At 69.4% G+C, this 21,165-nt stretch carries 23 protein-coding genes, 1 other RNA gene and 1 pseudogene; 7 read left to right on the top strand and 18 right to left on the bottom strand.

Translation table 11 applies throughout. From position 1 onward, the window contains the following. A pseudogene (locus FHS00_RS17780) lies at positions 1 to 75 on the top strand (electron transfer flavoprotein subunit alpha); the annotation flags it as partial. 49 nt (positions 76 to 124) lie between these two features. On the opposite strand, the gene FHS00_RS15830 reads toward FHS00_RS17780, so the two are convergent. Then, entirely contained in the window at positions 125 to 868 is a 744-nt protein-coding gene (locus FHS00_RS15830; protein WP_183475068.1) for a DUF6473 family protein, read from the bottom strand. A 135-nt stretch (positions 869 to 1,003) separates the two neighbouring features. Here FHS00_RS15830 and FHS00_RS15835 point away from each other — a divergent pair, with 135 nt between their 5' ends. Continuing rightward, complete coding sequence (locus FHS00_RS15835) at positions 1,004 to 1,879, top strand: 3-hydroxybutyryl-CoA dehydrogenase (RefSeq protein ID WP_183475115.1); 876 nt, start codon at positions 1,004 to 1,006, stop codon at positions 1,877 to 1,879. Positions 1,880 to 1,898: 19 nt separating this feature from the next. Here the strand turns inward: FHS00_RS15835 and FHS00_RS15840 are convergent, their stop codons facing one another. The 6 genes from FHS00_RS15840 to FHS00_RS15865 are packed head-to-tail and all read right to left on the bottom strand — an operon-like array spanning position 1,899 to position 6,433. Then, positions 1,899 to 2,171, bottom strand: a complete 273-nt coding sequence (locus FHS00_RS15840; RefSeq protein WP_183475069.1) for an HPr family phosphocarrier protein — start codon at positions 2,169 to 2,171, stop codon at positions 1,899 to 1,901. Next, a complete protein-coding gene (locus FHS00_RS15845; RefSeq protein WP_183475070.1) occupies positions 2,168 to 2,587 on the bottom strand; it encodes a PTS sugar transporter subunit IIA in 420 nt (139 codons plus the stop codon). The genes FHS00_RS15840 and FHS00_RS15845 overlap by 4 nt, the downstream gene beginning before the upstream one ends. Further along, positions 2,584 to 3,534 carry an RNase adapter RapZ gene (gene rapZ / locus FHS00_RS15850; RefSeq protein WP_246391404.1) on the bottom strand — a complete coding sequence of 317 codons (951 nt, stop codon included), beginning with the start codon at positions 3,532 to 3,534 and terminating at the stop codon, positions 2,584 to 2,586. Before rapZ ends, FHS00_RS15845 begins: the two co-directional genes overlap by 4 nt. Further along, positions 3,531 to 4,058, bottom strand: coding sequence for an HPr kinase/phosphorylase (locus tag FHS00_RS15855; protein WP_343064614.1), 528 nt, complete (start codon positions 4,056 to 4,058; stop codon positions 3,531 to 3,533). Before FHS00_RS15855 ends, rapZ begins: the two co-directional genes overlap by 4 nt. Then, on the bottom strand, positions 3,974 to 5,701 hold the full coding sequence (locus tag FHS00_RS15860) for a sensor histidine kinase (RefSeq protein WP_183475071.1): 1,728 nt from the start codon (positions 5,699 to 5,701) through the stop codon (positions 3,974 to 3,976). The genes FHS00_RS15855 and FHS00_RS15860 overlap by 85 nt, the downstream gene beginning before the upstream one ends. A gap of 30 nt (positions 5,702 to 5,731) precedes the next feature. Then, the gene (locus FHS00_RS15865) at positions 5,732 to 6,433 is read right to left on the bottom strand and encodes a response regulator transcription factor (RefSeq protein ID WP_183475072.1); all 702 of its coding nucleotides are present in this window, start codon (positions 6,431 to 6,433) and stop codon (positions 5,732 to 5,734) included. Between the two features lie 319 nt (positions 6,434 to 6,752). Between FHS00_RS15865 and FHS00_RS15870 the strand changes: the two genes are divergently transcribed. After that, positions 6,753 to 8,351 carry a phosphoenolpyruvate carboxykinase gene (locus tag FHS00_RS15870; RefSeq protein ID WP_183475073.1) on the top strand — a complete coding sequence of 533 codons (1,599 nt, stop codon included), beginning with the start codon at positions 6,753 to 6,755 and terminating at the stop codon, positions 8,349 to 8,351. A 101-nt stretch (positions 8,352 to 8,452) separates the two neighbouring features. Next, positions 8,453 to 9,436: an alpha/beta hydrolase family protein gene (locus tag FHS00_RS15875; protein WP_183475074.1), complete on the top strand. Its 984-nt coding sequence runs from the start codon at positions 8,453 to 8,455 to the stop codon at positions 9,434 to 9,436. Here FHS00_RS15875 and FHS00_RS15880 read toward each other — a convergent pair. After that, positions 9,433 to 10,068, bottom strand: a complete 636-nt coding sequence (locus FHS00_RS15880; protein WP_183475075.1) for a ribonuclease T2 family protein — start codon at positions 10,066 to 10,068, stop codon at positions 9,433 to 9,435. The two genes, FHS00_RS15875 and FHS00_RS15880, sit on opposite strands and share 4 nt — an antisense overlap. A gap of 133 nt (positions 10,069 to 10,201) precedes the next feature. Here FHS00_RS15880 and FHS00_RS15885 point away from each other — a divergent pair, with 133 nt between their 5' ends. Beyond that, positions 10,202 to 10,975, top strand: a complete 774-nt coding sequence (locus FHS00_RS15885; RefSeq protein ID WP_183475076.1) for a DUF1013 domain-containing protein — start codon at positions 10,202 to 10,204, stop codon at positions 10,973 to 10,975. Positions 10,976 to 11,019: 44 nt separating this feature from the next. Here FHS00_RS15885 and FHS00_RS15890 read toward each other — a convergent pair whose 3' ends face one another. The 9 genes from FHS00_RS15890 to FHS00_RS15930 form a co-directional block, all read right to left on the bottom strand. Continuing rightward, positions 11,020 to 11,445, bottom strand: a complete 426-nt coding sequence (locus FHS00_RS15890) for a PACE efflux transporter (RefSeq protein ID WP_183475077.1) — start codon at positions 11,443 to 11,445, stop codon at positions 11,020 to 11,022. 89 nt (positions 11,446 to 11,534) lie between these two features. Then, a complete protein-coding gene (gene recR / locus FHS00_RS15895) occupies positions 11,535 to 12,128 on the bottom strand; it encodes a recombination mediator RecR (protein WP_183475078.1) in 594 nt (197 codons plus the stop codon). A 46-nt stretch (positions 12,129 to 12,174) separates the two neighbouring features. Then, positions 12,175 to 12,519: a YbaB/EbfC family nucleoid-associated protein gene (locus FHS00_RS15900; protein ID WP_183475079.1), complete on the bottom strand. Its 345-nt coding sequence runs from the start codon at positions 12,517 to 12,519 to the stop codon at positions 12,175 to 12,177. 76 nt (positions 12,520 to 12,595) lie between these two features. Next, the gene (locus tag FHS00_RS15905; RefSeq protein WP_183475080.1) at positions 12,596 to 14,353 is read right to left on the bottom strand and encodes a DNA polymerase III subunit gamma/tau; all 1,758 of its coding nucleotides are present in this window, start codon (positions 14,351 to 14,353) and stop codon (positions 12,596 to 12,598) included. 71 nt (positions 14,354 to 14,424) lie between these two features. After that, positions 14,425 to 14,814, bottom strand: a complete 390-nt coding sequence (locus FHS00_RS15910; protein ID WP_183475081.1) for a YidH family protein — start codon at positions 14,812 to 14,814, stop codon at positions 14,425 to 14,427. 43 nt (positions 14,815 to 14,857) lie between these two features. Then, positions 14,858 to 15,877, bottom strand: a complete 1,020-nt coding sequence (rsgA, locus tag FHS00_RS15915) for a ribosome small subunit-dependent GTPase A (protein ID WP_183475082.1) — start codon at positions 15,875 to 15,877, stop codon at positions 14,858 to 14,860. Positions 15,878 to 16,008: 131 nt separating this feature from the next. Then, positions 16,009 to 16,105, bottom strand: an RNA gene (ffs, locus tag FHS00_RS15920) — signal recognition particle sRNA small type. Between the two features lie 52 nt (positions 16,106 to 16,157). Beyond that, positions 16,158 to 16,817 (bottom strand): HAD family hydrolase, encoded by a 660-nt coding sequence (locus FHS00_RS15925; protein ID WP_183475083.1) that lies wholly within the window; start codon positions 16,815 to 16,817, stop codon positions 16,158 to 16,160. Next, complete coding sequence (locus FHS00_RS15930; protein WP_183475084.1) at positions 16,793 to 18,712, bottom strand: 5'-nucleotidase C-terminal domain-containing protein; 1,920 nt, start codon at positions 18,710 to 18,712, stop codon at positions 16,793 to 16,795. The genes FHS00_RS15925 and FHS00_RS15930 overlap by 25 nt, the downstream gene beginning before the upstream one ends. A gap of 133 nt (positions 18,713 to 18,845) precedes the next feature. Here FHS00_RS15930 and nudC point away from each other — a divergent pair, with 133 nt between their 5' ends. After that, positions 18,846 to 19,802 (top strand): NAD(+) diphosphatase, encoded by a 957-nt coding sequence (nudC, locus tag FHS00_RS15935; protein WP_183475085.1) that lies wholly within the window; start codon positions 18,846 to 18,848, stop codon positions 19,800 to 19,802. A 40-nt stretch (positions 19,803 to 19,842) separates the two neighbouring features. Next, a complete protein-coding gene (locus FHS00_RS15940) occupies positions 19,843 to 20,307 on the top strand; it encodes an SRPBCC family protein (protein WP_183475086.1) in 465 nt (154 codons plus the stop codon). Positions 20,308 to 20,311: 4 nt separating this feature from the next. On the opposite strand, the gene FHS00_RS15945 is transcribed toward FHS00_RS15940, so the two are convergent. Beyond that, a complete protein-coding gene (locus tag FHS00_RS15945; RefSeq protein WP_183475087.1) occupies positions 20,312 to 21,163 on the bottom strand; it encodes a prephenate dehydratase in 852 nt (283 codons plus the stop codon). Positions 21,164 to 21,165 lie beyond the last annotated feature (2 nt).

A 21,165-nucleotide genomic window follows, 5' to 3' on the forward strand; every position in this document is an offset into this window, starting at 1 on the left:
ATCTTCCAGGTCGCCGATTACGGCCTCGTCGCCGACCTGTTCACCGCGCTGCCCGAGCTCACCGAAAAGCTCTGAACGACAGGACGGCCCGGCGCGAGACGCCGGGCCGTTTTCAACGAACCGCTCAGCCGGCCTCGGCCAAGAGGTCGGAGAGCTGCCGCGCCACTGCCAGATGCTGGGCCGGACCGGCGCCGGGCGGCGTGCGGACGATGCCCAGAAGCTTGGGCCGCAACGCATCGAGCATCTCGCGGCTGACGAAGAGCGGCTCGTCGCCGAGATCTCCGCTCTCGACCCGCGTCGGCATCACCACCAGCGTGACCGGCACGCCGATCCGGTCGATCAGCAGCCGCATTCGCTCGCTCCACGCCGTGCGCAGCTCCGCCCGCACCAGTTCGAACCGCGCGGCGCCGCAGCCCTGCAGCGCGCCGAGCATGTGGCGCACGAAGCAGAAATCCGTGAAATCGATCTCCGGATAGAGGGCGCGCAGGGTCGCGGAGGCCCGAAGGAAGCGATCGTTGCGGCGCGGATGCACAGTGAAGAAGCGGTTCGACAACCCCGCCGCCCCGGTGGCCTGCAGCACCACCTGCTCGGCCTCGGCGCAGATCTCCAACAGGGCCGCGTCGTCCAGCAGCGCCCCAGGCCCGGCATGTGGTACGCCCAGATTGATGCAGACCCGGCGCGTCCGGCGTTCGAGCAGGGCGGGGTAGGGGCGCGCGAGCCCCAGCCCGAATGTCTCCGTCCCGCCGACGCAGGCGATGTAGTTGCCCGCCGGTTTCCGCAACGGCGCCCTGACATAGAGGCGCGACCCTTCATAGCGGTCGCGCAGCAGTTTTGGTTCGGCGCCTCGGCCGATCACGTCATGCCGCATGGCACACCCCTCACCCATTTTCCCGCCGGAGAGGAAAGCATGAGAGGTTTGCCATATCGCTAAGCCCGACCTGCCCTTGTGACCGGGGGCGGGGCAGACCTATGCTGCGCGCGATACGGCAGGAGGAAGATGACGATGGCGATCGAGACGGTAGGCGTGGTGGGCGCGGGGCAGATGGGCAATGGCATCGCCCATGTCTTCGCGCAGGCGGGGTTCGAGGTGCTGATGACCGACATCAGCGCCGAGGCGCTGGAAAAGGCGCTGGCGCTGATCGGGCGCAATCTCGACCGTCAGATCGCCAAGGGCACGCTGACCGAAGAGGCGAAGGCCGAGGCGATGGGCCGGATCTCGACCACGCAGACGCTGACCGATCTGGGACCCTGCGACCTGATCATCGAGGCCGCGACCGAGCGCGAGACGGTCAAGACCGCGATCTTCGAGGAGCTGGTGCCGCATCTGGCGAAGCACACGATTCTCACCTCGAACACCTCCTCGATCTCGATCACCCGGCTGGCGAGCCGGACCGATCGTCCCGAGAAGTTCATGGGTTTCCATTTCATGAACCCGGTGCCGGTGATGCAGCTCGTCGAGCTGATCCGCGGCATCGCCACCGACGAGGAGACCTTCCGCGCCTGTCTCGAGGTGGTCGAGCGGCTGGGCAAGACCTCCGCGACGTCGGAGGATTTTCCCGCCTTCATCGTCAACCGCATCCTGATGCCGATGATCAACGAGGCGGTCTACGCGCTGTTCGAGGGGGTCGGGACGGTCGAGGCGATCGACACTTCTCTCAAGCTCGGGGCGAATCACCCGATGGGGCCGCTCGAGCTCGCCGATTTCATCGGGCTCGATACCTGTCTGGCGATCATGAACGTGCTGCATGACGGGCTGGCGGACACCAAGTACCGTCCCTGTCCCCTGCTGACCAAATATGTCGAGGCGGGTTGGTACGGTCGCAAGACCGGGCGCGGCTTCTACGATTATCGCGGCGAAACGCCGGTTCCGACCCGCTGAGGCCGGACGGCGAGGGGGCTCAGCCCCCCTCGCCGAAACAGTCGGCGACCAGCGCCTCGATCGCGTCGGCGAGACGTTCAGCCTCGGCGCCCGAGGTTTCGACGTCGATCCATGTTCCGCGCGAGGCGGCGAGCATCAGGAGACCCATGATGCTGTCGCCGGTGGTGGAAAGGCCGTCCCGGCTCACGGTGGCTTCGGCGTCGAAGGATTCGACGGTTTCTGCGAGCTTGGCGGAGGCGCGGGCGTGCAAGCCCTTGGTATTGATGATCTGCAGGCGTCTGGTGGTCGTCATGTCCCGGTGCGTGTCTCCGTCTGCAGCCCCGAATCGACGATCAGGCTGTCGATGTATTTGCGGCCCGCCGTAAGCGCCGCGCGCACCGCCTCGGGGACGGTTTTGCCACGCGACTTGGCGAGCTTGATGAGCATCGGGAGATTGGCGCCGTAGAGGATTCGCCGGTCCGAGACCGAGCAGGCCCTGAGCGAGAGGTTCGAGGGCGAGCCGCCGAACATGTCGGTGACGATCACCACCCCGTCGCCGGTATCGACGGAATCCGCGGCGGCGCAGATCTCATCCTGCTTGGCCCCGCGGTCGTCGTCGGGGAGGATGGTGATGGCGATGACCCCGGTCTGGCGCCCCACCACGTGTTCCACGGCGGCGAGGTATTCGCGTGCGAGCCCCCCATGGGCCACGATGACGATTCCGATCACGCGACTTGTCCCCGTACGGCCGGCGGGCTCCCCGTCCCGGCGCGGCGTTCCAGCTCCCTGTGACGTTTAGACACCTGCCACCCCTCCTCTGCAAGGGTCTTGGCGAAACGCTCGGTCACGGCGACCGAACGGTGTTGCCCGCCGGTGCAGCCGAAGCCGATGGCGAGGTGCGTCTTGCCCTCGGCGTGGTAGGCGGGCAGGAGCGGCACCAGAAAATCGCACATCGAGGTGAAGAAGCCGTCAAAGCGGGGATCGCCGGCGACATGGGCGTCCACCGCGTCGTCCCGTCCATCGAGCGGCCGCAGCGCCGGCTCCCAGTGCGGGTTGCGCAGGAAGCGGCAGTCGATCACGAGGTCGAGCCCGCGCGGAAGGCCGCGCTTATAGGAGAAACTGTGCAGCGTCACCGCGAGGGTCCGGCCCTCGGGCGGCGCGAACCAGCGCTCGATTTCGGCCCGACCTTCATGCGGCGACAGGCCAGTGGTGTCGACTAGGACGTCCGCCCGGGCCCGGACCGGGCCGAGCAGGTCCCGCTCGCGGGCGATCCCGGCGGCCGGGCTGTCGGCCGGGGCCAGCGGATGGCGGCGCCGGGTCTCGGAATAGCGGCGGACCAGCTCGTCCTCGTCGCAGTCGAGGTAGAGCACCTGCAGTGCCACTCCCGGCGCCGAGGCGAGGCGGTCGATCGCGTCGATCAGAGCGTCGGTGGTGAAATCCCGGTTGCGCACGTCGAGGCCGAGCGCCAGCGGCTGCGACAGCGGTGGCCCGTCGAGCAGGCGCGGCAGTAGCGACAGCGGCAGGTTGTCGATCACCTCGTGGCCGAGATCCTCGAGCACGTTGATCGCCGTGCTGCGGCCCGCCCCGGATGGGCCGGTCACCAGCACAAGCGACTGGCGCCCGTCCTCGGGCGGGATGTCGGATTGGGTGGGGGCAAGTGCAGGGTCGGGTATCATGTCTCTCTCCGTCCTGCCTTGAGATACTGCAGGATCGCGGGCGCGAAATGGCCCGTCCCGACATCGTGAAGCAGCGGGAGGGAACAGCCCAGATACGTGACGCTACGTTCCGGTGGAAGACGTTCCGTCTCCGGGGTGCCGCGCGCGACGGCCAGAACCAGCCGGACCGGTCCCGCAGGCACGGCGTTGAGAAGCCCGACGCCGCGCGCCTCGATCAGCCCGGCGATGGTGGCGGGGCAGGCGGCGCGCAACCCGCCATCGGGCTGGCGCGACAGCAATACCTGGTCATCCGCGACCAGATCGCAGCCCAGCGCCATCAGCGCCAGCGCCAGCGCCGACTTGCCGCTGCCCGAGGGTCCGATGATCAGCAGGCCGCGTCCCTGCCAGGCGACACAGCTCGCATGCAGGGCGAGCGGCGCGTCGATGTCGCCGCCGCCGTTCAGATCGGGAGGCCCACGACGAATCGCGCGCCGAGGGGCTCGGAGGTCGGATCGGCATCTGTCGGGCGGATGTTCTCGGCCCAGATGACGCCGCCATGCGCTTCGACGATCTGCTTGGAGATGGCGAGGCCGAGGCCGGAATTGTTGCCGAACTGCTGCTCGGGGCGCTCCGAGTAGAAGCGCTGGAAGATCTTGGTCAGCGCCTCCTCGGGGATGCCGGGGCCGGTATCCTCGACCACGACCAGCACCCTGTTCTCGCGCTGCCGTGCCCAGACCCGGATCGCGTCGCCATCCTCGCAAAACGAGATGGCGTTGGTGATCAGGTTGACGAAGACCTGCGCCAACCGCCCCTCGAGGCCCTGGATCTGGATCGGCCGCGAAGGCAGGTCGGCGATGAAGTCGATGCCCTTGAGCGCGGCCTCCCGGCCGAGGAAATCGTTGAGGTTCGACAGCATCCGCAGCAGGTCGAAGCTCTCCTCCTCCTCCTTGACCAGCTCGGCGTCGAGCCGCGAGGCGTTGGAGATGTCGGAGACCAGCCGGTCGAGCCGACGCACATCGTGCTCGATCACGTCAAGCAGCTTCTCGCGGTGGTCCTCGCGCTTCACGACCCGCAGGCTGCCGACCGCGGAGCGCAGCGAGGCGAGCGGGTTCTTGATCTCGTGGGCGACGTCGGCCGCGAATTGCTCGTTGCCTTCGATCCGGTCGTAGAGCGCGGCCACCATGCCCCTCAACGCCGCCGAAAGCCGGCCGATCTCGTCGGGGCGGGCGGTGAGGTCGGGGATCCGCACCTTGGTGGGGGCGAATTTGCGGGCGTTGCGGTCGCGTCCGGTCTCGGCGGCCGCGGCCAGCTCCGAGAGCGGGTTGGCGATGGTCGAGGCGAGAACGAGGCTGAGGCCGATCGAGACCAGCATGCCGACCACGAACATCTGCAGCACCTGCTCGCGTTCACGCCGGACCAGCGCGTCGATCTCGCCCGCGGCCGAAGTCACGGCGACGACGCCGACGGCGCGACGGCCCTGCTCGATCGGGGTGGCGATGGCGAAGATCGTGCGGCCTTGGGCGTCGGTGCGGGTCTGCACCGCCGTGCCGCCGGCCAGCGCCGGCGAAACCAGCGCCTGCGCCGCGTCGGCCGTGCCGAAGGCCGGCGGTGGCAGGCTCGCCGGCGACAGCAGCCCGGCGAGGGCCTCCCAGGCGGAGTTGAGCAGATCGGTCAGCACGGTGCCGCCGGTGCCCAGTTCCAGCCCGGCGACCACGTCGGTGTCGCGCGCCACGGCCTCGCCGACCAGCTGGCCCGAGGGATCGAAGATCCGCAGCTCGATGCCGTCGCGCAGGTCGAGCGAATCGAGCGTGGCGTCGACGTCGAGCCCGTCGCCGGTGATCAGGTTGACCGGCGCGCCGGCCGGCAGCTGCACCTCGAACAGGTCGGCGATCAGCTCGGCCTGGCTGACCAGAGAGGAGGCGCGCTGGAAGGCGAGGTTGTCGCGCGAGGGCGCGAGGTAGAGCATTCCCGCGACCAGCAGCAGCAGCGCGATCAGGTTGAAGGTGATGATCTTGCGCGCCAGCGGCGAGCGGTTGAGCTGCACCAGCCGGCGGCGCGGCCGTCGCTCGGCATTCGGCGTGACCCAATCCTCGCCCAGCACCACCCGATCGCGCGGCTCCTCGCCCCGCTTGGCGGCGCGGCGGACCGAGTTTAGATCCCGCACGTCGATCTGGGGGGCGGCGGTCATGCTGCGCTCATCTCTCCAGGGGTTGGACGATCATTCCTCGTTGTAGCGATAGCCGATCCCGTAAAGGGTCTCGATCGCCGAGAAATCCGGATCCGCGTTGCGCATCTTCTTGCGCAGGCGCTTGATGTGGCTGTCGATGGTGCGGTCGTCGACATAGACCTGATCGTCATAGGCCACGTCCATCAGCTGGTCGCGGCTCTTCACGAAGCCGGGGCGCTGGGCCAGCGCCTGCAGCAGCAGGAACTCGGTCACTGTGAGCGAGACGTCCTTGCCCTTCCAGGTCACCGCGTGGCGCAGCGGGTCCATGGTCAGCTGGCCACGTTCCATGACCTTGTTGTCCTCGGTCACCTCGACCGTCTCGCCCGAGATCGCCTCCTGGCGGCGCAGCAGCGCGCGGATGCGTTCCACGAGCAAGCGCTGGGAGAACGGCTTCTTGACGTAGTCGTCGGCGCCCATCCGCAGCCCGAGCACCTCGTCGATCTCGTCATCCTTGGAGGTCAGGAAGATCACCGGCATCTGGGTCTTCTGGCGCAGCCGCTGCAGCAGATCCATGCCGTCCATGCGCGGCATCTTGATGTCGAGCACGGCCATGTCGGGCAGCTTCTTGTTGAAGGCATCGAGCGCCATCTGCCCATCATTGTAGGTCTCGACCTCGAAACCCTCGGCTTCCAGGGTCATCGACACCGACGTCAGGATGTTCCTGTCGTCATCCACAAGCGCGATCTTCGACATCGGATCCCTTTCCAGCTCGGATTCTTATTGATGGGCCTCGTTCCGTCATCCCGTGTTCATCTGCACGGATCAAGTGCGCACAGCGAATCGCGGCCCCAAAGACGCCCCATTTGCGCCGAAATGCGATAACCAATGGCTAAAATGCCGCACCTTCGCCGCACGCGGTCGTACGGGTTGCCGCTAGGGCAGGCTCCGGCTCGGGCTGGTTGCGTTAACAGTTCGTATGGTTGCGCTAACTGGATGGCCGCCTTGGAAATCATCATGTTAAGCCGCTTTGCAGCGGGGCCGGGTGTCGGCTCCAATGGAAGGAGCCGGTCAGATGCAGCATGGACGCGTGAACCCCGAGATGACGCTCGAGGCGCAGGGTGTGACGGGGCTGGGCGAGGTCTATTACAACCTGACCGAGCCGCAGCTAATGCAGGCCGCAATCACCGGCGGCGAAGGCCGGCTGGGCCAGGGCGGTACGCTGCTGGTCACCACCGGCCAGCACACGGGTCGCAGCCCCAAGGACAAGTTCGTGGTCCGCAGCGCCACCACCGAAGACACGATCTGGTGGGAAAACAACGCCGCGATGGAGCCGCAGGCCTTCGCGACGCTCAAGGCCGACATGCTGGCGCATCTCGCGGGCCGCTCGATGCATGTGCAGGATCTCCATGCCGGCGCGGATCCGGCGCACCGGATCAACGTGCGCATGGTGACCGAGCTGGCCTGGCACGGGCTGTTCATCCGCCACCTGCTGCGCCGTCCCGAGCGCGCCGCGCTCGACAGCTTCGCCCCGGAATACACGGTGATCAACGCCCCGAGCTTCCGCGCCGACCCCGAGCGGCATGGCTGCCGTTCGGCCACGGTGATCGCGATCAATCTCGATGAGAAGCTGATCCTGATCGGCGGCACCGAATATGCCGGCGAGAATAAGAAAGCGGTGTTCACGCTGCTGAACTACCTGCTGCCCGAGAAGGGCATCATGCCGATGCACTGCTCGGCCAACCACGCGCCGGGCAACCCGGTCGACACGGCGGTGTTCTTCGGCCTGTCGGGCACCGGCAAGACCACGCTCTCGGCCGACCCCTCGCGCGTGCTGATCGGCGATGACGAGCATGGCTGGTCGGATCGCGGCACCTTCAACTTCGAGGGCGGCTGCTACGCCAAGACCATCTCGCTCTCGGCCGAGGCCGAGCCCGAGATCTATGCCACGACCCGGAAGTTCGGCACCGTGATCGAGAACATGGTGTTCGACGAGGACACGCTGGAGCTCGATTTCGAGGACAGCTCGCTCACCGCGAACATGCGCTGCGCCTACCCGCTGCACTACATCTCCAATGCCTCGGAGAGCGCGCTGGGCGGGCATCCCAAGAACATCGTGATGCTGACCTGCGACGCCTTCGGCGTGCTGCCCCCGATCGCGCGGCTGACCCCGGCGCAGGCGATGTATCACTTCCTGTCGGGCTTCACCTCGAAGGTCGCAGGGACCGAGCGCGGCGTGACCGAGCCCGAGCCCACCTTCTCGACCTGCTTCGGCGCGCCCTTCATGCCGCGCCGCCCCGAGGAGTACGGCAAGCTGCTGCAGGAGAAGATCGGCAATCACGGCGCGACCTGCTGGCTGGTCAACACCGGCTGGACCGGCGGCGCCTACGGCACCGGCAAGCGGATGCCGATCGCGGCGACCCGCGCGCTGCTGGCCGCGGCGCTGGACGGCACGCTGGCCGAGGGCAGTTTCCGCAAGGATCCGAATTTCGGTTTCGATGTGCCGGTCTCGGTGGAAGGCGTCGACGACGCGCTGCTCGATCCGCGTGGCACCTGGGCCGATGCCTCGGCCTATGATGCGCAGGCGCGGAAGCTGGCGCAGATGTTCGCCGACAACTTCGCCCAGTACGTGCCGCATATCGATGAGGACGTGCGCGCCGCCGCCATCGGCTGAGCGCAGCACACCGTCCCGCGGGGGAGGGGAGACCCCCGCGGGACGCTTGACTCCGGGCCGGCTAGGGCCACCCATTCGGCAAAGAGCCCCGGAGAACCGCCATGCCCCTGCCGTTCCGCGCCGTGCTTGGCGCCGCCCTGATCGCCGCCGTGCCGCTTGCCGCGCAAGAGAACGCGCAGGAGGGTGAAACGCCCGAGGCGGAAATCGACCTGTCCCAACTGATGGTGGTCGCGCCCTGGCCCCGCCCGCTGCCGCTCTCGGACGGGCAGGCCGGGCTGTCGGACCGGATTTCCTACGAGGTCGAGGGCGCGCCCGTCTATGGCACGCTGGCGCTGCCGCCCGGCCCGCCGCCGCCGGTCGTGCTGCTGCTGCACGGCTTCACCGGTGACCGCGACGAGCTCGGGATCGAGGGCGTAGGCGAAGGCGTGTTCCGCCGCACCGCGCGGCTGCTGGCCGAGGCGGGCTATGCCAGCCTGCGGATCGATTTCCGGGGCTCGGGCGAGAGCGTCGAGGGGTTCGACTTCTCGCAGACCACCTTCGACAGCCAGATCGCCGATGCCCGCGCCGCGCTGGACTGGCTGGCCGAGGACGACCGCCTGCGCGGGCCGCTCTACGTGATCGGCTGGGGGCAGGGCGGGTTGGTCGCGGCCGGTCTGGCCGGCGACGGCGCTCCGGTCGAGGCGATGGCACTCTGGGCGGGGATCGCCGATCCGCAGATCACCTTCGCCACGCTGTTCGGCCCCGAAACGCTGGAGCGCGGCGTGCTGTCCGAGGCACCGACCGAGGTAATCCTGCCCTGGGGCGCGCAGGTGACGCTCGCGCAGCCCTTCTTCGAAGGCATCCTCGACGCGGATCCGCTGGCCGACATCGCCCGCTATTCCGGCCCGCTCTTCGTCGCCCAAGGCAGCGAGGACGCGACCGTCGACCCGGCCCAGGCCGAGATGTGGCTGACGGCGCATGGTGGTCCCGACGAGCTCTGGCTGCGCGAGATGGACCATGGTTTCGACATCCACGAGGGGCCCGAGCGGCTCGACGAGATGGTAGCGGCCAGCGTTGCCTTCTTCGACATGTTGGGCGCGCCCTAGCGGATCGGCGGCATCAGCGCGTCGGACAGCGTGCAGTCGCGGATCACGTCGGCGCCGCAGTCGCGCGGCTCCAGGTCACGGGTCAGGCAGATCCGCACCTCCTGCACCATCCCGTCGCGGCAAGTCACGGTGAGCCCGTCGGCGGAAAGGTCGGGATTGTCGCGCAGGAAGGCCTCCTCCACCACGGCGGCGGGCAGGGCGATCTCGCGGTCGAGCCGGCGGAATTCCTCGGGGCGCTCGATCATCGTATAGGCGTCGCGGGCGGTCTCGAAATAGGCCTCGGACGACAGGCCGGCGCAGGTGCCGTGCTTCTTCCATTGATGCCAGGCCGAGGCGCCAGTGCCCATGATGTCGGCCATCGCCGCCGTTTCGCTGCGCGAGGGCGGCCGTACATCGGTCGGGCAGTAATCCGGCCAGCCGGTTTCGTATTGCGGCCACAGCCCATGCAGCACCCAGCCCAGATCGCGGCTGTCGTCGCATTGCTCGGAGCCGCGCGCCGCGCCCTCGCGGGTGCACCAGCCGGGCGACCAGCTCAGGCTCAGCACGTAATAATCGAAATCCCCCGCCTGGTCGGCCCGCAGCGGTCCGGCGATCAGCATGAGCGCGATCGCGGCTCTTGTCGTGCAGGTCATTTATGTCTTTCCTCGATGGCCCATGATCCCTATATAGCCCGTTGAGTTCCCCGAAAACGAGAACCGGGACCGCTGCCGCGGTCCGCCCCAGGCCGGGGCCGGGGGAAGACGTGTCTTTCGAAAGGGTGTTCACATGGCTGACAAACCGCTCATGGCGAAGGCCACCGCCGTCTGGCTGGTGGACAACACGACGATCAGCTTCAAGCAGATCGGCGATTTCTGCGGGCTGCACGAGCTCGAGGTGCAGGGCATCGCCGATGGCGACGTCGCCGCCGGGGTGAAGGGGTTCGACCCCGTCGCCAACAACCAGCTGACGCAGGAAGAGATCGAGAAGGCGGAGAAGAACCCGCTGCACAGGCTGAAGCTCAAGTTCAACGCGTCGGCGGTGGGCGAAGAGAAGCGCCGTGGCCCCCGCTACACTCCGCTCTCCAAGCGCCAGGACCGCCCCGCCTCGATCCTGTGGCTGGTCAAGTTCCACCCCGAGCTGTCGGACGGCCAGATCTCCAAGCTGGTCGGCACCACCAAGCCGACGATCCAGGCGATCCGCGAGCGGACCCACTGGAACATCGGCAACATCGACCCGATCGACCCGGTCGCGCTCGGCCTGTGCCGTCAGTCCGAGCTCGACGCCGCGGTGCAGCAGGCCAATGCAAAGCGCCTGCGTGACGGTTCGGCCATGACCGATGACGAGCGGCGCAAGCTGGTCTCGACCGAGCAGAGCCTCGGCATGTCGCCCGAGCCCAAAATGCCCTCCTCGATCTCCGGGCTGGAGAGCTTCTCGCTGTCCGAGAGCAACGCCCGTCCCGAGGAAGAGGAAGAAGAGGCGGAGGACGATCGCGACGTCAGCGATGCCGACAGCTTCTTTAACCTGCCCAAGGGCGACGACGCGGACGACGAAGACAAGTGATCGCTTTGAGGCGGCCCGGGGTCAGACCCATGGGCCGCCTTCGATCAGGCGGTACGGGCCCCGGGGTCCGGGAACAGCCGGTCGTAACCCCAAGTGAAGACGAAGGTGTAGACGGTGTAGAAGAACGCGAAGCTCATCTGCACCACGAATGATTCGAGCAACCCCAGTCCGAGCCACCACGAGAACACGGGCAGCAGGATCGACAGCAGCCCCGCCTCGAACAGCACCGCGTGGAGGATGCGCAGGGGCGTGGTCTTGCCGGTATGGCCGTTCATCCGCTGCAGCGTCCCGTCGAAGATGCGGTTGAACAGGTAGTTCCAGCAGGTCGCGACCAGCGACGAGATCACGCTGATCGCGCCCATGTCGAACAGCGGAAAGCCGTAGAGCCAGGCGCCGAATGGCGTCACCGCGGCAAGCCCGATGAGCTCGAAGCTCACCGCCTGACGAATCCGGTCCGATCTGCTGCGCAACTGCCCCTCCCATCGCCGCGGCCCCGCCGGGTATGGCGGCCGGGGGCCTCGGAGGCAAGGCGCCACCTATACGAAAGTCGATTCCAGTCTCAGAGGCTGCGCCGGGCTCGGAGCGCCGCGCTGATCGTGCCGTCGTCGAGATAGTCCAGCTCGCCGCCCACCGGCACACCCTGCGCCAGCGAGGTGACGGAGACGTCCGGCAGCTGATCGGCGATGTAATGCGCGGTGGTTTGGCCGTCGATCGTGGCGCCCAGCGCCAGGATCACCTCTGAGACCGCCTCGGATTTCACCCGGTCCATCAGCCGTGGTATCCGCAGCTCGTCCGGCCCGACCGCGTCGAGTGCCGAGAGGGTGCCGCCCAGCACGTGGTAGCGGCCCTTGAACACCCCCGACCGTTCCATCGCCCAGAGATCGGCCACGTCCTCGACCACGCAGATCTGGCCGGTCGCCCGGCGCTCATCCGCGCAGATACCGCAGATGTCTCCGGTGCCGACATTGCCGCAGTTGAGGCATTCGCGCGCCGTCGCGCCGACCTCGGTCATCGCCTCGGCCAGCGGCGACAGCAGTGTGCCGCGCTTCTTGACGAGGTGCAGCACCGCGCGCCGGGCCGAGCGCGGCCCGAGCCCCGGCAGCCGCGACATCAGCTCGATCAGCCGGTCGATGGCCTCGCGATCCTCGCTCATGGGCAGCCCGCCTGCATATGTCGGGAAGGGGGAAGCAGGACCGTACTCAGAACGGCAGGTTCATGCCCGGGGGCAGGCCGAGCTCGTCGGCGATCTTCTTCATCTCCGCCTGCGCCCGCTCGGTGGCGCGGGCCTGCGCGTCCTTGATCGCGGCGAGGATCAGATCCTCGACCACTTCCTTCTCGGAGGCCACGAAGATCGACGGATCGATGTCGAGCGCGGTCAGCTCGCCCTTGGCCGTCGCGGTGGCCTTGACCAGGCCCGCGCCGCTTTCGCCGATGACGGTCATGGTCTCCAGATCCTGCTGGATCTGCGCCATCTTGCCCTGCATTTCCTGCGCGGCCTTCATCATCTTGGACATGTCGCCCAGGCCGCCGAGCCCCTTGAACATCGCTGTCTCCTCGTCTGCGTTGCCTAGCAGATACGGTCGCGAGGCCCCACCGACAAGGGTGGTGCGGCAATCGCGCTCATTCCTCTTCGAAGGGATCCCATTCGTCCTCGACCTCGGCGAGCGCCTCCTCGGCGGCATGCTGGACGCGGTCGGCCTCGCTGCGGATCTCGGTGATCTTCGCCTTGGGAAAGGCCGCGAAGACCGCGCGGACCAGCGGATGCGCCTCGGCCTCCTGCCGCAGCGCCAGCGCCGCGGCGTCGCGGGTCTCGGCGATGGTGGGGGCGCCGCCTTCGTTGGCGATGCTGATCGCCCAGCGCGCGCCGGTCCAAGCCTGCAGCTTCTGGCCCAGCCGCTGCGCCATGTCGCCGCGCGCGTCGGCGGTCGGTTCGAACTCGATCCGGCCGGGGGAATAGCGCACCAGCCTGAGCGTCGTCTCCACCTCGATCAGCATCTGCACGTCGCGATGCGTGCGGATGAGTTCGACCACCTGTTCGAACGTGGCGTAGCGGGCCAGCGGGTTCTCGGCCTGCGCGACGGCGGGCTGCGCCGAGCCGCGCGCCGAAGGGCCGGAGGGGCCGGGATGGGTCGGAGCAGGGGTGCCGCGCGCCATGGACTGGCCGCCCTGCGCGGGACGCGCGCCGCCGCCATTGCCACCGCCGGGGGGCGGCGGGACCGGCGCGTCCTGCAGCTTGCGCACCAGCTCTTCTGGCGAGGGCAGATCGGCCACATGGGTGAGCCGGATCACCGCCATCTCGGCCGCCATCATCGCGTTGGGGGCATGCGCCACCTCTTCCAGCGCCTTCAGCAGCATCTGCCACAGCCGGGTCAGCACCCGCATCGGCAGGTGTTCCGCCATCTGCGCGCCGCGCGCCCGCTCGTCGGGGCCGACGGTCGGGTCGTCGGCGGCCTCGGGGGTGATCTTGATGACCGAGACCCAATGCGCGATCTCCGCCAGGTCGCGCAGCACCGCCATAGGATCGGCGCCTTCGGCGTATTGCGCCGACAGCTCGGTCAGCGCCCCGGCCGCGTCGCCGCGCAGGATCATGTCGAACAGGTCGAGCACCCGGCCGCGATCCGCGAGGCCGAGCATCGCCCGCACCTGGTCGGCCGTGGTCTCGCCGGCGCCATGGCTGATCGCCTGGTCGAGTAGCGAGGTCGCGTCGCGCGCCGAGCCCTCGGCGGCACGGGTGATCAGCGCCAGCGCGTCGTCGGCGATCTGCGCCCCTTCGGCGGTGGCGATGCGGCGCAGCATGCCGATCATCACCTCGGGCTCGATCCTGCGCAGGTCGAAGCGCTGGCAGCGCGACAGCACCGTCACCGGCACCTTGCGGATCTCGGTGGTGGCGAAGATGAACTTCACATGCGCCGGCGGCTCCTCCAGCGTCTTGAGGAGCGCGTTGAACGCCCCCGTCGACAGCATGTGGACCTCGTCGATGATGTAGACCTTGTAGCGCGCCGAGGCGGCCCGGTAGTGCACGCTGTCGATGATCTCGCGGATGTTGGCGACGCCGGTGTTGGAGGCCGCGTCCATCTCCATCACGTCGACATGGCGCCCCTCCATGATCGCCACGCAATGCTCGCACTTGCCGCAGGGCTCGGTGGTGGGGCCGCCGGTGCCGTCGGCGCCGATGCAATTCATGCCCTTGGCGATGATCCGCGCGGTCGTGGTTTTGCCGGTGCCGCGGATGCCCGTCATGATGAAGGCCTGCGCGATGCGGTTGGCGGCGAAGGCGTTCTTGAGCGTGCGCACCATCGCATCCTGCCCGACCAAGTCGGCAAAGGTCTCGGGCCGGTATTTCCGGGCGAGAACCTGGTAGGCGGGGGCGTCGGTCATGCGTCGGGCTCCGGATACAGGGACCGGGCCAAACTAGGCATCCGGGGGCCGGAGGTCCACCGTGCCGCCGCTCACAACAGCCACAGGATCGCGCCCGTGGCAATCGCGCCCAGCGACAGCAGCACGGCGAGGATCAGCATCCGCCGGGCGCCCTGCGCTTCGGCCACATGGCTCGAGATCCGGCGCTGCGCCTTGCGCGTCTCATGCGTGGCGGCGCCGAAGATCACCACCGCGATGACGATGAAGATCGAGGCCGCCGCCTTGGCCAGCCAAGTCGGGGAAAAATCGCCGAACACCGCCTTGAGACCGATCGCCACGCCCAGCGCCGCCATGCCGGTGCGCATCCAGCCCGCGAAGGTCCGCTCGTTGGCCAGCAGCGTCCGGTCCTCGGCCCAGTCGGTGCGGTCCTCGGCCCATTTCGTCTTGCGGTCGATTTCGCGGTCGCCATCGGTTTCGTCCATGCGCCCTCCTGCCGGGCCATCAGGCCCGGCAGGGCCGGGGGCGTCAACCGCCCTTGCGGCGCCTCGCCCCGCGCTGGGTGGCCTTGATGTGCCGGGTGAAGGCCCGTCCCCGCGCGCGCCCTTCCGCGAGGCTTTCGCTGTTGTGGCGATCCTCGGCCTCCAGCTTGCGCCAGCGGGCGAAGCGCTCGGGGTCGAGAGCGCCCGCCTCGATGGCGGCACGCACCGCGCAGCCCGGTTCGGTCTCGTGCGCGCAATCCGAGAACCGGCACTGCGTCACCAGTTCGGTGATATCGTCGAACAGCTCCTCGATCCCCTCGGCGGTATCGGTGAGTTGCAGTTCGCGCATGCCGGGCGTGTCGATCAGCCAGCCGCCGGCGCGGCAGCGCCTGAGCGCCCGGTAGGTGGTGGTATGGCGCCCCTTGGCGTCATCCTCGCGGATGCCTGCCGTGGCCTCGGCGCCGCCGGTCAGCGCGTTCTGGAGCGTCGTCTTGCCGACACCCGAAGAGCCGACGAGGGCCAGGGTCTGGCCCGGTCCGCACCACGGCTCGAGCCGCGCCGCGTCGTCGAGATCGCGGGCGTTGAGCGCCATCGCCACGACGAGGGGTGAGATCGCACGGGCCTGCGCGAGGTAAGGTTCGGGGTCGTCCACCATGTCGGACTTGGTGAGGATCACCAGCGGCAGGCAGTCGCCCGCCATCGCCAGCGCCACGTAGCGCTCCAGCCGCGCCGGGTTGAAGTCGTCATTGCAGCTGGTGACGATGCCGAGCGTGTCGACATTGGCGGCGACGAGCTGGCGCGAGACGGTGTGGCCGGCGGCCCTGCGGGCGATCTGGCTGCGGGGTGCGAGGCGCATGCGCGCCGCGCCGTCCCGCATTCCGACCCAGTCGCCCACGGCGAAGCTGCCCGCGCCGGAGGGCGCAAGGAGTTTCACGGGGCCCTCGGGGGTGAGCGCCACGAGGATCGTGCGATGGATTTCGGCGATGCGCGCTGGGGCGTCGCCCTCTTCGAGCTGGCGCGCGAAATGGTCCGACCAGCCGAGGTCGGTAAGCGTGAGGTCTGTCAATGCATTGGTCCCGTCACGAAAGAACACGGGCCCGCCGGAGCGGGCAGCTTCGCGTCGGGCAAGGGGCGGCTCAGGCAGCCCCGGCCCGGAGGGCGATCACAATCTCCATGATGTCCTCCGTCGTTCGGGTGGGTGAGAGGCTGGAACACGACCCAAGCGGGGCTCGTTGCGGCTGCTTCCTTCCGGACCTGACCGGGTTGGCGAGGCGCTTGCCCGCGCCAACCTCTCGAGACGGCATATAGGGAAGGGCGTCCGGGGACGCAAGACCGTGGCGCCGGGCTCAGGCCGGCAGCGGCAACAGCCCGGCGGCGCGCGCGCCGTCGACCAGGCTCTCGGCCAGATGCGCGGCGTGGCGGCCCTCGGTGGCCGAGATGTCGGGCACCTGCACCACGGTCATGCCGGCGGCATGGCCCGCCCGCGCGCCGGTGTCGCTGTCCTCGAAGACGAGGCAACGCGCCGGGTCGGCGCCCAGCCGCCGCGCCGCCTCGAGATAGGCGTCGGGGGCGGGCTTGGCCGTCTCGACATCCTCGACGGTGACGATCGTCTCGACATGCCGGTCGAGCCCGGCGGCGCGGATCTTGGCGAGGCCGGGCCGGCGGCGCGACGAGGTGGCGATCGCCATCGGCAGCCCGAGCCCGGCGATCGCGGCGATCAGCTCCGCCGCCCCGTCCTTGAGCGCAAGCCCCGCCGAAAGCCGCGCTTCGACCCGGTCGTCCCATGCGTCGTAGAAGCGCGCCGCGTCAACCGGCTGGCCGGCATGTTCGGCGACCAGCTCGAGCCGACGGTCGTCATGCACCCCGGCCAGGCTGTCGAAGAGGTCCGGCGCGATTTCGATGCCCTGTTCGGCCAGCGCCGGCAGCGCCTCGGCGTTGCACAGGGTCTCGGTGTCGACCAGCGTGCCGTCGAGGTCGAAGATCACGGCGTCATAGCGGCGGGGCATCGCGGTGTCCTTGTCATGGCGCAGCCGCCATAGCCGAGCCGGGGGGCGAAGTCGATGGGCCGGGCCGCGTCCTGCGGGCCGAGGCGCAGCTCGAAACGCAGCAGCCCGTCGCGGGCGGGGGCGAGCGGTGCGATCCCGCGCGCGGCGACCCGCGACACGGTTCGGCGAGCGGCGTCGGGCGCCTCGAACCAAGCGGCGGTGCCGGGCAGGGCGGCAAAGCGCCAGGACCTGCGGGGCCGCGGCGCCACCGGGCCCGCCGCCAGATGTGCCCGCAGCGCCGCGCGCAAGGGCTGGGCCGGGACCGGGATCTGGCCTTGTCGCAGCGCCTGCGCCAGAGGGTCGCCGCCCGAAAGCCGATGACTCGATACGGCGACCACGAAGCGATCATCCGGAGCCACGACGCGTCCGGCCTGACGCAGGTCGTCGATGCGCGCGCCGATCGGCCGGGTCGGGTCAATCCGCCAAGTCAGCCCGTCGATCACGTCGAAGCCATAGGGCGGCATCGAGGGGTCGATCAGCGCCTGGTCGCGCGATCCGGGCAGCAGCCGGCGAAACAGCCGCGCTCCCTGCTCCAGCCAGCCCGCCAGCGTGGCCCCGTCGACCACGCTCAGGGACAGCAGGTCGGGATGCGGCTGGAGGGCGCGCAGATGGCGCTCGGTCACGGGCCCCGCTGGCAGCGACAGGAAATGCCGTGCGCCGCCGTGGCCGCCGCTGCGGAACGGCGCGGCGACAGTGAGAAGCGGCAGCATGGCTTCCGCGCGACCGGCGAGCAGCGGCGTCGCCGCCCGCCGCCATGCGTCGCACAGAAGCTGCAGCGAAGCATCCGGCGCGACCAGCGCGAAATGGCTGTCGATCGGCACCCGGCTGCGCCCGACCGGGCGGCGCAATTGCTCCAGCATGCGCAGATGCGGCTGCCGGGCCGAGGCGGCCACCAATTCGCGGTGCACCTGCGCAGACGCTGGGCCGGGCGCTTCGCTGCGTGACCGGGCATGGACGACCCGCCAGCGTCCCGTCACGTCGCGCGCGAGGCCCAGATCGATCACCCCGAGATGGCTGCCGAACCGACCCGCCTGCGCCACCGGTGTGCCGTGCAACCGGCCATCTTCGCCGGGGGCAGGGTGGACCTCGTGGCTGTGTCCGAGGAAAAACGCGTCGATCCCGGGCAGGGCCGCCAGGGCCCGTCCGGCGTTCTCGGCACAGGGCGGGGCCGGCGCTTCGGGTCCGAGCCCGCTATGGGCCAGCGCCACCACCAGATCGGCACCGCGCTGACGCAGGGCCCCGGCGCGGGCCCGGGCCGCCGCGACCATGTCGCGCGCGCCCACCCGCCAGGCGAGCCAGCGGCGATCCCATTCGAGGCATTGCGGCGGCGCGAGGCCCAGAACGCCGATCCGCAGCAGCCGCTCGCGCCCGGCGGCATCGCGCAGCCGTCGCCGCAGCAGCAGCCCGGATGGCGCCAGTGGAAAAGCGTCGAGACCGCGGAGGTTGGCGGAGGTAACCGGATGCGCGAGTTGGTCGAGCACCCGGCGCAGCAGTTCGAGGCCGCGGTTGAACTCGTGATTGCCGAGCGTGCCCGCGTCGTAGCCCAGCGCGTTCATGGCCACCGCCACAGCGTGCGGTGCTGCGCCCCCCGCCGCCAGCCGCACGCTTTCGGCGTCGGCCATCGGGTTGCCGTGCAGGAAGTCACCATTGTCGAACAGCAGCGTGTTGGCGCAGCGGCGGCGATGGGCCCGGATCAGCGGCGCCAGCCGTGCCAGCCCGACCCGGCAGTCGCGGCGCCGGGCGGTGTAGTCCCAAGGCAGGACGTGACCATGCAGGTCGGTGGTGCAAAGAAGCCGGAGCGCGATCCGCCCATTCTCTTCCGTGCTCTGGATGTCGTCGCCTGGTCTGTTCACCACGCACCCGCTCCCCTTGCTGTGGAAAACATGAATAAAGCCTATGGTTGTGGCGGGTGGTCGCCCAGCTTTACATCGCCGCGACGTTGCGCACTGTGCGCCGTGCCGCAGCGTCACGAGCGCAAAGGGAGACTACATGACGATTTCCGAGCCGATCACCTTCGGCGGCGACGGGTTCGACCGCGCCGCCTCCCTGCGCGATGATTCGGAGGCGCTGGCGGCTCTGGCGGCGCGGCCCGGCGCGCAGGCGCTGCCGCTCTGGCGCGGCCGGATGTTGCTCGATGGCGACCGGCTGGTGTCGCTTGCCCGGACGGATGCGGTGTTCGGCCCGGCCGCCGCGATGGCCGAGGCGGTGCTTCTGGGCCGCGACCCGGCGGGGGAGGGCATCTGGGCCTGCGCCTTGCCCGACTGGCCCGGCGCACCGGAGGAAATGTCGCCGATCGAGGATCTGGCACATCCGGACATCGCGGTCGGCCGCTTTGCCGAACTGAGGGGCCGGCTGGGCGGGCTGTCGCCGCGCGACGCCGAGCTGGCGGCGATGGCGCGCGCATTGCTGAACTGGCACGCGGCGCACCGTTTCTGCGCGCGCTGCGGCGCGCCGAGCGAGATGGCGCAGGCGGGCTGGCGGCGCGACTGCCCCTCCTGCGGCGGGCAGCATTTCCCGCGCACCGATCCGGTGGTGATCATGCTGGTGACGCAGGGCGATCATCTGCTGCTCGGTCGCGCTCCGGCCTGGCCCGAGACGATGTTCTCGGTACTCGCCGGCTATGTCGAGCCGGGCGAGACCGCCGAGGCGGCGGTGCGCCGCGAGGTGGCCGAGGAGGTCGGGGTGACTGTAGGGGAGGTTGGCTACGTGGCGAGCCAGCCCTGGCCCTTTCCCGCCTCGTTGATGCTGGGCTTTCATGCCCGCGTGGCGGGGCGGGAGCGGCCGGAGCCGCGGCCCGATCCGGCCGAGATCGCGGCCGCGCATTGGGTGTCGCGGCAGCGTCTGGCACGGATCTTCGCCGGCGAGGACGCCGAGATCCGCCCGCCGCTCAGGGGCTCGATCGCGCGGCACCTGATGTGGAACTGGCTTGCGGGCAGGCTCGATTGACGCGACAAATCGCCCCAAAGAGGCAGATCGAGGCAGCATCATGGAATTCTCGTCGCAGCAGCGGGTCGCGGCCCCGCGCGACTTCGTCTTCGAGCAGGCCAGCGATTTCACCGCCTTCGAGCGGCAGGCGCTGCGCCGGGGGATCGAGATCGAGCGGCGCGGCGGCCCCGCCCCGGTGGGCCGGGCCTGGAGTGCCAGCGTGCCGGTGATGGGCCGCGAGCGCGAGATCGCGGCCGAGATCATCGGCTTCGACGCGCCGCAGGACTACACGGTGCGCGGCGAGAGCTCGGGGCTCGAGATCGTGGTGCGGGTCGAGGCGCAGCCCGAGACGACGGGCGAGAGCAGGCTCGGCTTGTCGGTGACGCTGGCGCCACGCTCCATGCCCGGACGGCTGGTGCTGCAATCGCTGAAGTTGGCGCGCGGCACGCTCGAGACCCGCCTCGCCGGGCGGCTCGAAGGGTATGCCCGCGAAATCGAGGCGCGCTGGGCGCGGCGGGCGGGCTGAGAGATCAGCCGCGCTGCGCCGGCTCGTGCCGGCGCGAGGCCGCCGGGAAAACGCCCATCAGCTTGATGCTGTCGGTGAAGTAGTCGAGTTCGTCGAAGGCGAGCTGGACGTTGCGGTCGTCGGGATGCCCCTCGATCTCGGCGTAGAACTGGGTCGCGGTGAACTGGCCGCCGACCATGTAGCTCTCGAGCTTGGTCATGTTGACGCCGTTGGTCGCGAAGCCGCCCATCGCCTTGTAGAGCGCGGCCGGAATGTTGCGCACCCGGAACACGAAGCTGGTCATCATGCCGGCCTTGCCACGACGCTTGAGGTCCGGTTCGCGCGCCATGACCAGGAACCGCGTGGTGTTGCGGGCGTGATCCTCGATATGGCGCGCCAGCACGTCGAGCCCGTAGATCTCGGCCGCGATCTCGGAGGCGAGCGCGGCGTGGCGCGGATCACCGGCCTCGGCGATGGCGCGGGCCGATCCGGCGGTGTCGGCGCCGGTGATGGTCGAGATGCCGTGCTCGCGCAGGAAGCCCCGGCACTGACCCAGTAGCACGGTATGGCTGGTCGCGGTCTCGACCTGCGCCAGCCGTGCACCCTTTACGCCCAGCAGGTTGATATGCACCCGCACGAAGGCCTCGTCGACGATGTGCAGCCCGCTCTCGGGAAGCAGGTGATGCACGTCCGCGACCCGGCCATAGGTCGAGTTCTCGACCGCGATCATGCCAAGCTCGGCCGTGCCCTTGCGCACCGCCTCGATCGCGTCCTCGAAGGTGGTGCAGGGCAGCGGTTCCATGTCGGGCCGCGCCTCGGCGCAGGCCTGATGGCCATAGGCGCCAAGTTCACCCTGGAATGCGATGCGTCCGGCCATGG

It is taken from the genome of Limimaricola variabilis (assembly GCF_014195545.1).
Classification (GTDB): Bacteria; Pseudomonadota; Alphaproteobacteria; order Rhodobacterales; family Rhodobacteraceae; genus Limimaricola; species Limimaricola variabilis.

What these genes read in the sequence shown, in the direction of transcription:
- FHS00_RS15830 (WP_183475068.1), bottom strand. Translation starts at nt 868, where the DNA reads ATGCGGCATGACGTGATCGGCCGAGGCGCCGAACCAAAACTGCTGCGC.
- FHS00_RS15835 (WP_183475115.1), top strand. Translation starts at nt 1,004, where the DNA reads ATGGCGATCGAGACGGTAGGCGTGGTGGGCGCGGGGCAGATGGGCAAT.
- FHS00_RS15840 (WP_183475069.1), bottom strand. Translation starts at nt 2,171, where the DNA reads ATGACGACCACCAGACGCCTGCAGATCATCAATACCAAGGGCTTGCAC.
- rapZ (WP_246391404.1), bottom strand. Translation starts at nt 3,534, where the DNA reads ATGATACCCGACCCTGCACTTGCCCCCACCCAATCCGACATCCCGCCC.
- FHS00_RS15860 (WP_183475071.1), bottom strand. Translation starts at nt 5,701, where the DNA reads ATGACCGCCGCCCCCCAGATCGACGTGCGGGATCTAAACTCGGTCCGC.
- FHS00_RS15865 (WP_183475072.1), bottom strand. Translation starts at nt 6,433, where the DNA reads ATGTCGAAGATCGCGCTTGTGGATGACGACAGGAACATCCTGACGTCG.
- FHS00_RS15870 (WP_183475073.1), top strand. Translation starts at nt 6,753, where the DNA reads ATGCAGCATGGACGCGTGAACCCCGAGATGACGCTCGAGGCGCAGGGT.
- FHS00_RS15875 (WP_183475074.1), top strand. Translation starts at nt 8,453, where the DNA reads ATGCCCCTGCCGTTCCGCGCCGTGCTTGGCGCCGCCCTGATCGCCGCC.
- FHS00_RS15880 (WP_183475075.1), bottom strand. Translation starts at nt 10,068, where the DNA reads ATGACCTGCACGACAAGAGCCGCGATCGCGCTCATGCTGATCGCCGGA.
- FHS00_RS15885 (WP_183475076.1), top strand. Translation starts at nt 10,202, where the DNA reads ATGGCTGACAAACCGCTCATGGCGAAGGCCACCGCCGTCTGGCTGGTG.
- recR (WP_183475078.1), bottom strand. Translation starts at nt 12,128, where the DNA reads ATGAGCGAGGATCGCGAGGCCATCGACCGGCTGATCGAGCTGATGTCG.
- FHS00_RS15900 (WP_183475079.1), bottom strand. Translation starts at nt 12,519, where the DNA reads ATGTTCAAGGGGCTCGGCGGCCTGGGCGACATGTCCAAGATGATGAAG.
- FHS00_RS15905 (WP_183475080.1), bottom strand. Translation starts at nt 14,353, where the DNA reads ATGACCGACGCCCCCGCCTACCAGGTTCTCGCCCGGAAATACCGGCCC.
- FHS00_RS15910 (WP_183475081.1), bottom strand. Translation starts at nt 14,814, where the DNA reads ATGGACGAAACCGATGGCGACCGCGAAATCGACCGCAAGACGAAATGG.
- FHS00_RS15925 (WP_183475083.1), bottom strand. Translation starts at nt 16,817, where the DNA reads ATGCCCCGCCGCTATGACGCCGTGATCTTCGACCTCGACGGCACGCTG.
- nudC (WP_183475085.1), top strand. Translation starts at nt 18,846, where the DNA reads ATGACGATTTCCGAGCCGATCACCTTCGGCGGCGACGGGTTCGACCGC.
- FHS00_RS15940 (WP_183475086.1), top strand. Translation starts at nt 19,843, where the DNA reads ATGGAATTCTCGTCGCAGCAGCGGGTCGCGGCCCCGCGCGACTTCGTC.
- FHS00_RS15945 (WP_183475087.1), bottom strand. Translation starts at nt 21,163, where the DNA reads ATGGCCGGACGCATCGCATTCCAGGGTGAACTTGGCGCCTATGGCCAT.